This is a genomic window from Streptomyces blattellae, from assembly GCF_009709555.1.
GTDB classification, from domain to species: domain Bacteria; phylum Actinomycetota; class Actinomycetes; order Streptomycetales; family Streptomycetaceae; genus Streptomyces; species Streptomyces blattellae.
Window position 1 is genome coordinate 1 of the sequence record NZ_WJBG01000152.1, and the last position, 13,683, is coordinate 13,683.

Sequence of the window (13,683 nt, forward strand, 5' to 3'; positions counted from 1 at the left end):
AGCCGGAAACCGGCAACCGGCAACCGGAGAGCGAGGTCAGACGGTGGCCTGGCCCGGCTCGGGCGCGGCGGCCGTTTGCTCGGCGACCGCGCCGGGGCCGCCGCTGCCGGTCTTGACGACCGCGACGAGGGCGCAGGCGACGAGGGTGGCGATACCGCAGACCACGAGGCCCTGTGAAAGCCCGCTGCCGAGGGCTTCGAAGGCGATGTCGTGCGCGGCGTTCACGGGTGGCGTCGGGATGGCGTTGACGGCGAGTGGGCCGCTCGCGTCGAGGACACCGGCGACGGCCCCCTTGGTCTCGGCGGGAAGCGAGGAGGCAGCCAGGTCGGTGGTGATCTGGGAGGTGGCGAGCCTCATGGCGATGGCTCCGGTGACGACGGGACCGAGAGCGAAGCCGAGCATGCGCAGCATGGACGTGGACGCGGCGAGCGTGCCCGCGTCACGGGCGGGGCCGGCGTCGACGGCCATGTTGGTGACGGAGGCGATGGTGAGGGCGAAGCCGATGCCTACGGGGACGACGGCGAGGATGATCGGGGTGAGAGAGGTGTCGTTGATGTCCAGGCTGGCCGCGATGAAGTAGCCCGAGGCCATCAGGAGCAGACCGGCGCACAGCGGCCAGCGGGAGCCGGCCCGAGCCAGGAGCCGTGCGGTCACCGGCACGAGGAGCAGGGTGAAGGCCACCAACACGGTGAACGCGAAACCGGCGTGCGACGCGGCCTGGCCCTGGACGGACCGGACCCGGACGATGACCGCGTAGACCGTCCCGGAGAAGCCGAACAGGGCCACGACCGCGACGAAGGAGCTGACCGTGAACGCCCGGCTGGCGAAGAGGCGGAGCGGAAGCAGCGGGTTCTCGGTCCGCAGCTCGACGACGACGAACAGGCCGACGAAGACCGCGGCAGCGATGAAGCCGACGACGACACGGGTCTCGGACCAGGTGTGGGCGGCGCCTTCCACGAGCGCGTAGACCAGCGCGAACATGCCGACGGCGATGGTGATCTGACCGGCGAGGTCGAGCGAACGGCCTTCGGACGCCTTGGAGTCCTGAGCGAGCAGTTGACTCACCACGACGCTGACGCCCGCGAGGACGGCCAGCAGGGAGAACGACCAGTTCCAGGACTGCACGTCGCCGACCCGGGTGACGCCCAGGGCGACAAAGCCGCCGGCGCCCAGCGCGGCGGTCCACAGGGACAGGAGCATGGCCCTGCCGCGAGCGCTGCCGGAACCCGCGGTGATCAGGGCCAGGGAGGCCGGGAACAGCGCCGCCGCGCCGACGCCCGTGATGGCCTGGCCGACCCACAGCTGGTGAATGCCGTCGCCGGCCGCGGCGACGGTCTCACCGACGACGACCACAAGCGCTCCGCCGACCAACAGGCGCTTGCGCCCGAAGCGGTCACCGAGCATCCCGAAGGTGAGCGCCAGCATGACGACAGGCACCAGGAAGGAGTTCGAGACCCAGGACAGCTGGCTCCCGACGGGCTGAAGCGAGGCCTGGAGGATTTCGTTGGTCGTGTTGGTGGTGAACAGGGCCCCCTGGGCCAGGCAGACGGCCAGGCAGGCTGCGATCAGTGTCCCTTTGGACGGTTCGTTCGCGAGAACTCTGTCTTGGCCCTTGGACGGCGTTGTCTCAACGGACACGGGTGCTCTCCCAGTAGATGAGGGTCGGGTGACGCCCCGCAAGGACCGCACAATCCTGTTCCCACACCTGGGGCAAAAAGGAACACCAGGGGCAGGGCGGGGCAACTCGCATAATCCGGGAGGGTGGTGAAGAAGCTCGACGAATGTATGGCCGGATTCAACCGTCGTCAATGGACCGGTCAAAGATCGATTCTGTGAATTTCGAACGTGGCGGGGCGACCGCCTTCGCAGGTGCCGGGACCGGCGTCAGCCGACTGCTGGACGCGATGCCCGGCCCCCGTCGCGAAGACGGCGCGATGCCCGTCGAGAAGGGTGTCCTCACCCGGGGAGCGGAGCGGCTTCCGCTGCGACTTCAGGAACTTCCACTGCGGCTTCAGGAACTTCCACTGCGACTTCAGGAACTTCCACTGCGACTTCAGGACGTGGACAGGGGCGCGGGGGAGAACTGCACGGGCAGTGCGGTCAGCCCTCGTAGCCATACGGAGGGCCGCCAGACCAGCTCCTCCGGCTCCACGGCGAGCACCACGTCCGGCAGCCGCTCCAGCAGGGCCTCCACTGCCGAACGGGCGATCAACTCGGCCAGCAGCGGGGCGGGATAGGGGCAGCGGTGCTCGCCGTTGCTGAACGACAGGTGCGCCGAGTTCCCGGCCGCGCCGACATGGCTCTCCGGCCAGATCTGCGGATCGGTGTTGGCGGCTGCCAGCCCGAGGATCAGGCAGTCGCCCTCCCGGATGTGCCGGCCGCCGAGCTGGATGTCGCGCACGGCCCAGCGGCCGATGAAGTTCTGCGTCGGGGTGTCCAGCCACAGCACCTCGTTGAGGGCCTGGCCCACGCTGAGCCGGCCCCCCGACAGGTCCAGGGCGAACCGGTCGTCGGTCAGCAGCAACCGCAGGGTGTTGCCGATCCAGTTCGCGGTGGGCTGCTGGGAAGCGGCGACCACCCCGATCAGGTCATTCACGATCTCCTCGTCGCTCAGCCCGGCCGGATGGGCCAGCATCCGCGAGGTCACGTCCGCGCCCGGCTGCGCCCGCTTCTCCTTGAGCAGCTGCTGGATCCGCGCCCCGACCCTGCCGTAGGCGGCGACCGGGTCCTCGCCCTCGGCGGCGTCCCCGACCATCCGCAGATCGTCGACGAGCGCTTCGGTGTCCTCGCCGGCCACCGGCATACCGGCCATCATGACCGCGGCCCGCAGCGCCAGCGGGTGGGCGAAGTCGGCTGTCAGGTCCGCCGCGCCCCGGCCGGCGAAGCGGTCGATGAGCACATCGGCGATCCGGCGGCAGCGCGTCTCCAGCTCGAACTGGTCCACTCCGTCGAGCGCGGCGCTGATCACGCCCGCCCGCCGCTGGTGCTCCGCCCCTTCGGTGAACAGCGCCGACGGCTGGTAGGCGACGAACGGCAGCAGCGGCCAGTCGTCCGGAACGGCGTCCCAGGCGTTCCAGCGCCGCGAGTCCCGGGCGAACAGCTCGTCGTGGCTGGTGACGTAGTGCACCTCGGAGTAGCCCATGACCAGCCAGGCCGGGATGCCCCCGTCCAGCAGCACCGGAGCGACGCTCCCGTGCTCCCGCCGGAGCCTGCGGTACAGCTGGGCCGGGTTCTGCCGGTACTCGTCGCCCTCAAGGGGTACGGCGCCGGGGTGCACCGGGCAGCGGGCGGCGGGCCGGGACTCGGCGGAGGTGGGCAGCGGGTCGGTCACGGTGTCATCTCCCGGGCCAGGGACAGCTCGTACAGGTGGTTGACAAGGGTGACCAGCACGTCCTTGCCTGACGGCGTTCGGCGTGCGTCACAGTCGATGACCGGTATGTCGTCGCCCAGCGACAGGGCCTTGCGGATCTGCTCCAGGGAATGTCTGGGGGCGTCGTCGAAGCGGTTCACGGCCACCACGAACGGTGTGCGGTGGTGCTCCAGCCGGTCGATGGCGTACCAGGAGTCGGCCAGTTTCCGCGTGTCGACCAGGACGACCGCACCGAGCGTGCCGCTGAACAGCCGGTCCCACAGAAACCAGAAGCGCTCCTGGCCGGGCGCTCCGAACAGGTACAGCACCATATGGTCGTTGAGAGTGATCCGGCCGAAGTCGAAGGCCACGGTGGTGGTGACCTTCCGCCCGTCCTCGGGCAGCTCGTCGATCCCGACGCCGGCCTGCGTCATGATCTCCTCGGTGCTCAGCGGCCGGATCTCGCTGACCGAGCCCACGAGCGTCGTCTTGCCCACGCCGAAGCCGCCGACCACGACGATCTTCAGCCCGGTGTCCACGGTCTGGCCCAGCGGGGTACGGGCGGGCGGTGCGGAGATCTCCGCCGGGTCAGAGGTTTTGGAGTCCATCGAGAACCTGCTTCAGGAGCGCGGATTCGGGCAGGGCGGCGCCGGTGGGTGTCCTGCGCGGGTGACGAGCCGTGATCTTCCGGGTCGCGAGGAGATCACTCAGAAGGATCTTCACCACGGTCACGGGCAGGTCCAGTTCCGCCGCGACCTCCACGACGGCGGCCGGATGCCGGCACACCTCCAGGATCCGGCGGTGCTCCGACTGCATGCCGGGCACTGGTTCGCACTCGCTGACGATCAGGGTGACCAGGTCGAAGGAATCGTCCACACGATGCCGACCACCTGTGATCATGTAGAGCCGGTCGGGATCACCGGTGTCGACGGGCCGCCGGGGAGTCATGACTGGGGGCTCTCCAGCGATGAGCGCGGCGCGGCCCTGAGGTGGTCGGCGAGTTGCTCCACCAGCTCGCTCATACGGTGGCCCACGACACCGGGGTCAGCGGTGTCGGCGGCGACCACGGCCAGGTGTGCGCCGTCCCCCGCCTCGACGATGAACAGCAGGCCGCCGTAGAACTCGGTCATCGACTGCCGCACTCCGCCGGAGCCGTCGCCGAACTCCATCGAGGCTCCGTGCGCCAGGCTCTGTATGCCCGAGGCGACGGCGGCCAGGTGATCGGCCTGGTCGATGCCCAACTGCTCGCTCCAGCACAGCTTCAGGCCGTCTCGCGAGAGGACGAGCGCGTGCCGGGCGCCGGGCGTCTGGGAGAGCAGGTTCTCCAGCAGCCACGTCAGGCTGCGGTCTGTCGTCTGCATCGTGGTCGTAGGCCACCGACCGCTGAGCGCGGCCGGCCGGCCTGTGCCTCCAATCTCGAAGCAGGGAGAGCACCCTCCGGGGTGCCCGCCCGATGTGTGGGGTGCGGACGTACTGCTACCGAGGTACGGACCTATGGAGTGCGGGCGGGTCGGGCGCGCATGAGGCCCCGGGGCCTGCCCCCTCCCGCTAAGACGGCGGCTGCTCGGCCGAGGGGGGAGCAGCGGGGTCGTCCGCGGTGGTGCGGTCCTGGCCGGCCGACTGACTGGCCTGGCGGAAGGCGCTGAAGCGGTTGCCGATGTCCTCGGGTGAGCGCTTGGGGGCGGCCGGCGTCGGCGCCGGCCGGGCCCGGCCCTGCGAGGCCGCTGCGAGGGTCGCCCCGCGAGGCCGCTGCGGCAGGTCTCCCAGAGTCAGCTCCGCCGTCCGCTCGTCCTCCGGCTCCTCCCGGGGGCCCTCGGCCGCCGCTCCCGGCCACGTGCCGGAATCCGACCGCGTGTCCGCCACCGTTTCCGCCCCCGTCCCCGTCTCCGCCGCCGTCTCCGTCCGCGTCGCCGCGATGTCGCGTACGGTACCGCCGGCGTCCGGCGTGGCAAGGGCTCCGGTCGCCCCGGTCGAGCCCGTACCGCGGTGGGCCAGCAGCTGCTGCGGGATGAGGACGACGGCGCCGGTGCCGCCCCGCGAGGAGGGCCGGTAGGTCACGGACACGTCGAGCTTGCGCGCCAGGGTGCCGACGACCGCCAGGCCCAGCCGCGTGCCCTGCAGCTCGGCCAGGTCCGTGATTCTGCCGGACACCGCCTCCTCGGCCCGCCGCAGGGCGCCGTCGGACATCTGCAGACCGCCCTCGATCGTGACCACGATGCCCGCCATCCGCTCCTCCGCGTACACGTGCACCTCGTCGATGGGCGGCGAGAACCGGGTGGCGTTGTCCATGAGTTCGGCCAGCAGGTGCATGACGCCCTCGGCCGCGTAGCCGGCGATCGCCGCCGAACTCGTCGAGTGCAGCCGTACGCGGCGATAGGCGGCGATCCGGCCCACGGCGCCGCGCAGGATGCTCTCCATCACGATCGGCTTGGGCCAGGCGCGGCTGGCCCGGCCGCCCACCAGCAGCGCCAGCCGGTCGGTGAGCAGGCCCAGTTGGGAGGTGCTGTGATCCAGCTTGAGCAGGTCGCCGAACACCTCTTCGTTGTCCTGGCCGTAACGTTGCTGCATCTCGCGGAGGTCCGCGAGGATCGTCGTCGCCGACGCCTGTACCCGGCTGAGGCCCTTCGCGCTGGCCGCCATGGCCGCCCGGCTGCGTCGCTCGCTGGTCGCGAACTCGGCGACGACCGTGTCCTGCAGTCGCCGCAGCCGGGCATCGGCCGGGCGGCCGGCCTCCATCAGCACGGATTCCGCCGAGGCGCCCTGGTGCAGTCGCTCGATCACGTCCGGCAGCCCGGCGTCCACCAGTGCGTTGAGCTGTGCCGTCAGCTGGGCCAGTTCCTCGTCGACCGCCATACGGTCGGCGACCCCGGCGGTGGCGCGCTGCTCGGCGTCGGCCAGCAGGATGGCGAAGTGGCCCAGCAGGCTGTGCAGTTGCGGATCGGAGGGACGGCGCACCTCCGCGAGCGTCACGTCGGCCGACGCGCCGTCGCGCAGCCGCTTCGCCACAGCGGGCAGGGTGACGTTCATGAACTCGGCGACCTCGGCACTGGCGTGGGCCGCGTGCCCGCGCAGTTGTACCAACTCGACGCGCGCGGCTGCCCCTCGTTTGGCGTTCCGCCGCAGGGTCCAGGCGAGGGCGGCCGTCAGGAACGCGACGCAGCCGCCGCCCGCCGCCGCCGTCGCACCGACCCAGACGGTGCTGCTCTCCGGCGCCGCGACGGTCACCGCGACACCGGCGGCGGCCACCACGAGCATGGCCAGAAGTGCCGCGGGGACTGTGCGAGGAGACGGCGCTGCCGCCGAAGGGTGAGCCGTCACGGGGGCTGACATCAAATCGATCGGTCCTCTGCTTGGAGGGGAGGAGGCAGACCGGCCGGCGCACAACTGGCGCTCCCCGCACGGCCGCATGGTGTCGGCCCAGACGGATCACGCGGGCCGAACGCGGGCCTCATGCTAGTTACGCGGCACGGGAGTGCGAGCACCATCGGCCATTACAGAGCGAGTACGACCGAATTCGACCTGATCACAACGCTCAAATCTCCCTGATGTGGTAGTGGTGACACGCGTAATTTCCAGCTCTGGCGACACTTTGGCCGACTCTGACGGGGTCGGCCCGCACGATTCCTTCACGTCATCGGCGCACAGATGGGGAAATTTCTGATCTTGCTCAGCCTCGGCGACCCACACGTAAGGCTATTTTCAGCCAATCGCACGAGCCCGAAGAGGCGGCATACAGATCACCGCCGGATGTGCGGCACAACCGGTTTCGATGCCGGACACCGGCAGGCGCCCGGCATCGAAACCGATCCGCGGTGCTTCCCGCGCCCATCGTGTACGCCGGGAACGCGACCGCGCATTGCCGATGTCCGGCAGCGTTCATTAGGGTCTGCATGCCGGTGCCTCGTTAAGAAACCGTCACCGGTACGTCAGGAAACCGGGGGAAGAGATGACAGGACAGGAGATACCTGATCAGTATCTGGCCGGGTATGCCCAGATCCTGGCCGACGTCGCAGCCACCGGCCGCCGGCTGAGCCGGGACGAGATCGAGTCGCGGCGGGCACTGGGGGAGCAGTCCGCGGAGGCCGGACACGGACTGCGCGCGCTCGTCGGGGCGCACCTGGCCGCCGCACGTGCCGCATGGCCCAGCGCCCCCGGCTCGGCCGACAGCGTGCTCGCGGCGATGCAGCAGGCGGTGGACGCGTTCGCCGAGGGCTACGAGCGTGCGCAGCGGCTCGCCGTACGGCAGGAGGAGGCGGCCCGCCGTGAGTTCATCGACGACCTGCTCTACGGCCGCAGCGACCTGGGCCGGCTGGCCGAACGTGCCGAACGGTTCGGCCTGCGTCTCTCGCACGCCCACGCCGTCGCCGTCGCCCAGGGCTCCAGCGCCTACGACGAAGGCGACCCGGTGCCCCGGCAGGTGGAGCAGGCGCTCGTCGTCCGCTTCGGACACCGCAGCATCCTGCTCACCACCAAGGACGGCCGCATGCTGTGCATCGCGCCCGGCGACCAGGACGACGTCCTCACCCACTTCGCCAAGCAGGCCCATGCGGCGACCGACGGCGGACGCGTCGCCATCGGCCGCCCCCAGCCCGGCCCGGGCGGCGTCGTCCACTCCTACGAGGAAGCCCTGGCCGTCCTCGAACTCGCCGACCGCCTCGATCTCGGCGAGCCCGTCCTGCGCGCCGCCGACCTGCTCGTCTACCCCGTCCTCACCCGTGACCGGCAGGCCATGGCGGACCTGGTCCTCGGGACCCTCGGCCCGCTCACCGCGGCCCGCGGCGGCGCGGTGCCGCTCCTGGACACCCTCACCGCCTACTTCGACTCCGGCTGCGTCGCCGCCGAGACCGCCCGCCGTCTCTCACTGAGCGTGCGGGCGCTGACGTACCGCCTGGCACGCATCCACCAGCTCACCGGTGCCGACCCCGCCGACCCCGGCCACCGCTACATGCTGCAGACCGCGGTCATCGGCGCCCGGCTGCTGGACTGGCCGGCCAAGGACCTCTGACCGGCACCGGGCCGGCAGACAGGCAGGCAGGCAGGCAGGCAGACAGACAGGCAGAGGCAGGCAGCCGCTACGGCCTGTCCGGCGGATCATCCGGCGTCGCGAGGGCCGGCACGCCCATCCGGGGCGTTGCCATCGGTTGCCGACTCCCCCACGGCCCCCCATCGCGTCGACGCCCTCCTCCGCCGTGCAGCCGGACGCACCGGACCCCGCTCACCCGCACCGATGAGGCGCCGTTCCGTGCGGCCGGCCTGATCCGCCGGACCGGTCCCAGGCGTACGACGCGCCCCGTATGTTCCGTGTCGATGTCCTGGCCCCCGCCCCACCCGCGTACCACGCTGGGACCAGGAGCTTTACTCGGGTTCGCCGCGCGGTGTCCGCGCCGGTCACCCCCGGCCGACCTGCATTTCTGCTGGGGGTCCGGGGGGCATCCCCCGGGAAGATGCAGTACCCGCAGACGAGGAGCCTGTCGTGCGCGCACGTGACCTGGCGGTCGGATACGAGACGGTGAGCGTCGCAAGCGACGCCCTGGAGGCGGCCCGCCTGATGGCCGAGCACAAGTTGCCGGGGCTGCTGGTGCTCGACGAGCACGGCGAGCCGAAGGCGATTCTGCCCGCGTCCCAGATGATCAAGGTGCTGGTACCGGCGTATGTGCTGGAGGACCCGGCACTCGCCGCGGTCGTCGACGAGAAGCACGCCGACCGGCTGTGTCAGGCGCTGGTCGGACGCCGGGTCGGGGAGTGCCTGCCCGGCAAGGCGGCGCCGCCGCCGATCGCGGACCCCGACGACACCGCGCTGGAGGTGGCCGCGCTGATGGCCCAGGTGCGCAGCCCGGTGGTGGCGGTGGTGGAGAAGGCCAAGGGCGGGAGCCGTCTCCTGGGCGTCATCACCGCCTCGCACCTGCTCCATGAGCTGCTCGCGGCGGCCGGCACAGCCAGCGGCACCTGAGGTTGTGACGTACGCCATACGGCGCCTGCGTGACTTTTCCCCGAGGCGCTGAATCGGACGGCGCCTCCGGTCCGTACTCCTTGGTGTCAGGGCCGGACACATCAGGAGGCACGATGCGCCTGTCGCGCAACAGGGTCGGAACCGTCTTCGTGGGCGGGGCACTGAGTCTGACCCTCGCCGCACTCGCGTATCCCGCGATGCTCGGGGTCGAGAACACCGTCAGCTCGCAGGATCGCGTCATCGCGAACACCCCGTACGGTCCGCTCACCGAGGCCGACCGGGACTTCGTGGTCAAGGTACGCGCGGCCGGGCTGTGGGAGCACCCGCTGGGCCTGATGGCGATGGAGCGCGGAACCACACCGGAGATGAAGGAGGCCGGCGAGCACCTGGTCGTCGGGCACGCCCGGCTCGACGAGACCTGCCGCAAGCTCTCGACCGAGCTCGGCATCACGCTGCCCAACCAGGCGAGCCCGCAGCAGCAGCAGTTCGTGGCGACGGTGGACGCCGAGACGGGCAAGCAGTTCGACACCACGGCGGCCAACATCATGCGGGTCACCCACGGGCAGATCTTCCCGACCATCGCCAAGATCCGGGCCAACACCAAGAACTCGCTGATCAGGCAGCTCGCCGATCAAGCCAATGACACCGTCCTCGATCACATCACGGTCCTGGAGAACACCGAGACGGTCAACTTCGACCAGACGGTCTTCCAGCAGACCAGCCCGCCGAAGCTCCCCAAGGACCAGACCACCCCGCCGCCGCCCCAGCCGGGCGCCCCGGTCCTCAGCCTTGAGATACCGGAGGGCCTGGAGGTGAACACGTCCGCGCCGACGCCGAGTCCGAGCGCGGGGTGACCTCCGGCGCCTCACGGCCCCACTCCCCCGCACCCCCGGCCTATCCCCACCCGAAGTAGCGCAGCCACACGTACCCCATCGCCACCACGACCGTGACCGCCGTGACGACGAGGCCGTACTTGGTGAACTGCCAGAAGGAGATGGGCTGTCGGTTGCGTTCGGCGATGCCGAGCACGACGACGTTGGCCGAGGCGCCGATGGCGGTGGCGTTGCCGCCGAGGTCGGCCCCGAGTGCCAGCGCCCACCACATGACGTGGTCGCTGCCGCCGCCCATGTTCTGCACGAGGTCGGCGGTGATGGGGGCCATGGTGGCGACGTAAGGGATGTTGTCGACGACCCCGGACAGTACCGCGGACGCGCTGAGCATGGTCATGGAACCGGCGAGTTCGTTGGTGCCGATCACGTCGGCCAGCGCCCGGGACACCTCGTCCACGACACCCGTGTCGATGAGCCCGCCGATCATCACGAACAGGCCCGCGAAGAAGGCCAGTGTGGGCCACTCGACCTCGGCGAGGACGTCGCCGGTCTCGACCGCGGACACGGCGATGAGCAGACCGGCGCCGAGCAGGGCGACGACGCTGGGCTCGTAGTGCAGTACGGGGTGCAGGACGAACCCGGCGACCACCAGGGCGAGGACGACCAGGCCCTGGATCAGCAGCCGCGGGTCCCTGATGGCCTCCCGCTCCTCCAGCTCCATGATCTCGGCGGCGCGGTCCTCGTCGTACACGAAGGACCTGCGGAACAGCCATCGGCACAGCAGAAGCAGAAGCAGTATCAGGACCGCGGACAGCGGGGCGAGGTGGATCAGGAAGTCGTTGAAGGTCAGGCCGGCCCGGCTGGCGATGATGATGTTGGGCGGGTCGCCGACGAGGGTCGCGGTGCCGCCGATGTTGGACGCGAACACCTCGGCGATCAGGAAGGGGGCGGCGGGCAGGGCGAGGCGTTCACAGACCAGCAGGGTGACCGGGGCGATGAGCAGGACCGTGGTGACGTTGTCGAGCAGGGCCGAGGCGATCGCGGTGATGACGACGAGCATGGCCATCACCCGGTAGGGGCGGGCGCGTGCCCGCTTCACCGCCCAGATCGCCAGGTACTCGAACATGCCGGTCTTCTTCAGCACGCCGACGATCATCATCATGCCCATCAGCAGGAAGATGACGTTCCAGTCGATGCCGGAGTCCTCGGAGTAGAACGCCGTGACATCGTCGGTGGCGCCGATCGCCAGCATCAGGCCTGCGCCGCCCAGGGCCACCGCGACCCGGTGGATCTTCTCGCTGATGATCAGGGAGTACGCGCCCACGAACACGACGAGCGCGGCCCAGCTGTGCCAGTCGTTCACGGGGCCGCCGGGGGTTCGTGGACGGGCATCGGCACGCACGTCATGACGGGGTCACCACCGATCGGAAGACAGACTGCTCCTGCTCGCCGACCAGGCTTCCCGGCACACCGCTGCGAACCCTACCGGCCCCTGACGCGCCTTTGACAGCTTGCCGTGCGCGCCCGCTCAGGTGCCGTACCGCGTGATCACGGTGTACGGCCCCACATCCTGGCGCAGGAAGCGCGACGGCGGGAAGAAGCCGACCGGGAAGACGACCTCCGAGGACCGGGTCACCGGGATGCGGGGGAAGTTGTGGCGGTACAGGTAGAGGCCGTAGCCGGTGTCGGTCTGCCGCAGGACGAACACGTCCGGCGCCGGGAAGCGGCCCGAGTCCAGCCGCCGCGCGAAGTCGTCCGCGTCGCGGGCGGCGAGCCAGCGCCGTACCTCGTCGTTGCGCTTCTCGTGCAGCGCCAGGGGGTTGGAGTAGCCGGGCGTCATGGCGAGGTACGCCCAGTAGGGCTCGATGGACAGCAGCCGGTGATGGTCCGTCAGGACGGTCAGCTCGTGCGGCTGCCTGCCGGTGCCGCGGGCGATCGCGCGGACCAGGGGGCGGATCCACAGGTCGGCGGTGCCGGGGTGCTGCACGCGGGCCGTGCGGGAGGGGGCCGTGCCGTCGTCCAGGGGGTAGCTCTGCCGGTGGGCCAGGTCGACCTCGCGGCCCAGTGCGCTCTGCGCGTGCTGCACGGCGGCGACGGTGAACACCGCCGCGACGACGGCCAGTACGCCGGCGGCGGTCCGGGCCTGCGCGGGGTGCCGTCCGCGCACGGTCCGCAGCAGGTCCCACAGGGCGAGGACGCCCGCGCAGTGCAGCGCGGTGAGCAGGACCGGGTGGACGCGGAAGGAGAGGAGCGTGGTGCCGGCCGCCGCGACGGCCAGCTGGGACAGCACGCACCAGGCGTAGCATCCGGCGACCAGTGCGAGCAGGCCCGCGGCGACGGGGCGGGTGCGGCAGCGGACGACCAGCCAGACCGTGCCGGCCAGGCACAGCAGTCCGCCCGGCGTGATCTCCGTCATCGGCAGCAGATACGTCAGCTGCTGGTAGGGGATGAACTTCAGCGCCGTCGTGTCGGGGGACCCTCCGGCGGCGTGTCCGGCCAGTTCGTACGGCAGCAGGACCACGGCCGCCGACGGTGCCGCGGCGATACCGGCCAGTGCGACCCGCGCGAGCAGCGTGCGCCACCGCCGCGGGCTGCGGAGCAGCAGCACCGCCGCCATCGCCGTGAGCGTGAACACCCAGAACGCGGCGAGCATCGTGTACGTCAGCACCGCCGCGCCGACCGCGACGCCGAACGCCAGCAGCGGCCACGGGCGGACGGCGGGCGCCCGCAGCAGCTTCAGCGCGATCACCGTGAGCGGCGCCAGTGCGGAGCCGACCAGCCAGGCGTAGGGCTCGCGGATGCCGAGGGACGGCTCGACGAACGCGGCCATCGTGGTCGCCGCCGCCAGCAGTACGGCGATCCGGGGCGGCACCAGCAGCCGCCACAGCGCCAGCGCCAGCGCCGCGGCGAGCGCGGCCGAGGTGATGCACAGCGGCTTGAAGGCGGCCCACGCGTCCCAGCCCAGCAGCGCGGCGATCCGGCCGCCGGCCCAGAACCAGCCGGGCGGGTACAGGGGCGGTACGTCCCGGTAGGCGAAGTCGGCCAGGGCGGGCGAGTCGGTGAGGCGGGTGAGGTACTCGACGCGGAACTGGTTGTCCGAGGCCAGCCCGCCGAGGAACCAGCGGGTGCCGTGCAGCGGGAGGGCGAGGAGCAGGGTGGGCAGCGCGGCGACCAGCGCATAGCCGGACCAGTGGACGAGCCCGCGTACGGCCATGCCGCGCCGTCCGGCGGACAGCACCGACAGCGCGAGGAGGACCACCACGGCCGTCGTGGTCAGCGTGGTCAGGAGGGTCGGCAGCAGCGACGGTTCGGGCAGCGGGAGCCGCGGTACGACGTACTGGATGCCGAGGCTCACAACGAGCGCGACGCCCGACCCGAGGACGAGTTCGACGGCGAAGCGGCCCGCGGTGGGGCGCCGCCGCCCCGTCCGCGGCGGTGCGGTGGGCGGAGCGGGACGCCCCGCCGATCCCTGCCCTCCGATCCGCACCCCAACCGGAGCGACCACCGCCGCACCCTCCTGCCCTTCCTCACCCCACCCCGACCAAGCAGTCCCC

11 protein-coding genes are annotated in these 13,683 nt (G+C 71.1%); 3 read left to right on the forward strand and 8 right to left on the reverse strand.

The features are described 5' to 3' along the window. Positions 1–36 precede the first annotated feature (36 nt). The 6 genes from GFH49_RS17550 to GFH49_RS17575 form a co-directional block, all read right to left on the reverse strand. Positions 37–1,638 carry an MFS transporter gene (locus tag GFH49_RS17550; protein ID WP_155056843.1) on the reverse strand — a complete coding sequence of 534 codons (1,602 nt, stop codon included), beginning with the start codon at positions 1,636–1,638 and terminating at the stop codon, positions 37–39. A 415-nt stretch (positions 1,639–2,053) separates the two neighbouring features. After that, positions 2,054–3,319, reverse strand: coding sequence for a cytochrome P450 (locus tag GFH49_RS17555; protein WP_155056902.1), 1,266 nt, complete (start codon positions 3,317–3,319; stop codon positions 2,054–2,056). Between the two features lie 8 nt (positions 3,320–3,327). Then, entirely contained in the window at positions 3,328–3,957 is a 630-nt protein-coding gene (locus GFH49_RS17560) for a GTP-binding protein (RefSeq protein ID WP_155056844.1), read from the reverse strand. Further along, positions 3,938–4,297: a DUF742 domain-containing protein gene (locus GFH49_RS17565; RefSeq protein WP_155056845.1), complete on the reverse strand. Its 360-nt coding sequence runs from the start codon at positions 4,295–4,297 to the stop codon at positions 3,938–3,940. The genes GFH49_RS17560 and GFH49_RS17565 overlap by 20 nt, the downstream gene beginning before the upstream one ends. Next, entirely contained in the window at positions 4,294–4,710 is a 417-nt protein-coding gene (locus GFH49_RS17570; protein ID WP_155056846.1) for a roadblock/LC7 domain-containing protein, read from the reverse strand. Before GFH49_RS17570 ends, GFH49_RS17565 begins: the two co-directional genes overlap by 4 nt. 187 nt (positions 4,711–4,897) lie before the next feature. Further along, positions 4,898–6,604, reverse strand: a complete 1,707-nt coding sequence (locus tag GFH49_RS17575; protein WP_230396354.1) for an ATP-binding protein — start codon at positions 6,602–6,604, stop codon at positions 4,898–4,900. Between the two features lie 691 nt (positions 6,605–7,295). Here GFH49_RS17575 and GFH49_RS17580 point away from each other — a divergent pair. The 3 genes from GFH49_RS17580 to GFH49_RS17590 all read left to right on the forward strand — a co-directional run bounded on the left by GFH49_RS17580 (position 7,296) and on the right by GFH49_RS17590 (position 10,153). Further along, entirely contained in the window at positions 7,296–8,354 is a 1,059-nt protein-coding gene (locus GFH49_RS17580; RefSeq protein ID WP_155056848.1) for a PucR family transcriptional regulator, read from the forward strand. 468 nt (positions 8,355–8,822) lie between these two features. After that, positions 8,823–9,299: a CBS domain-containing protein gene (locus GFH49_RS17585; RefSeq protein WP_155056849.1), complete on the forward strand. Its 477-nt coding sequence runs from the start codon at positions 8,823–8,825 to the stop codon at positions 9,297–9,299. Between the two features lie 113 nt (positions 9,300–9,412). Next, complete coding sequence (locus tag GFH49_RS17590; protein WP_155056850.1) at positions 9,413–10,153, forward strand: DUF4142 domain-containing protein; 741 nt, start codon at positions 9,413–9,415, stop codon at positions 10,151–10,153. A gap of 40 nt (positions 10,154–10,193) precedes the next feature. Here the strand turns inward: GFH49_RS17590 and GFH49_RS17595 are convergent, their stop codons facing one another. Together GFH49_RS17595 and GFH49_RS17600 are read right to left on the reverse strand one after the other, a co-directional pair. Further along, the gene (locus tag GFH49_RS17595) at positions 10,194–11,492 is read right to left on the reverse strand and encodes an ArsB/NhaD family transporter (RefSeq protein WP_155056851.1); all 1,299 of its coding nucleotides are present in this window, start codon (positions 11,490–11,492) and stop codon (positions 10,194–10,196) included. Between the two features lie 165 nt (positions 11,493–11,657). Further along, on the reverse strand, positions 11,658–13,634 hold the full coding sequence (locus tag GFH49_RS17600; RefSeq protein ID WP_196218031.1) for an arabinofuranosyltransferase: 1,977 nt from the start codon (positions 13,632–13,634) through the stop codon (positions 11,658–11,660). Positions 13,635–13,683: the final 49 nt, after the last annotated feature.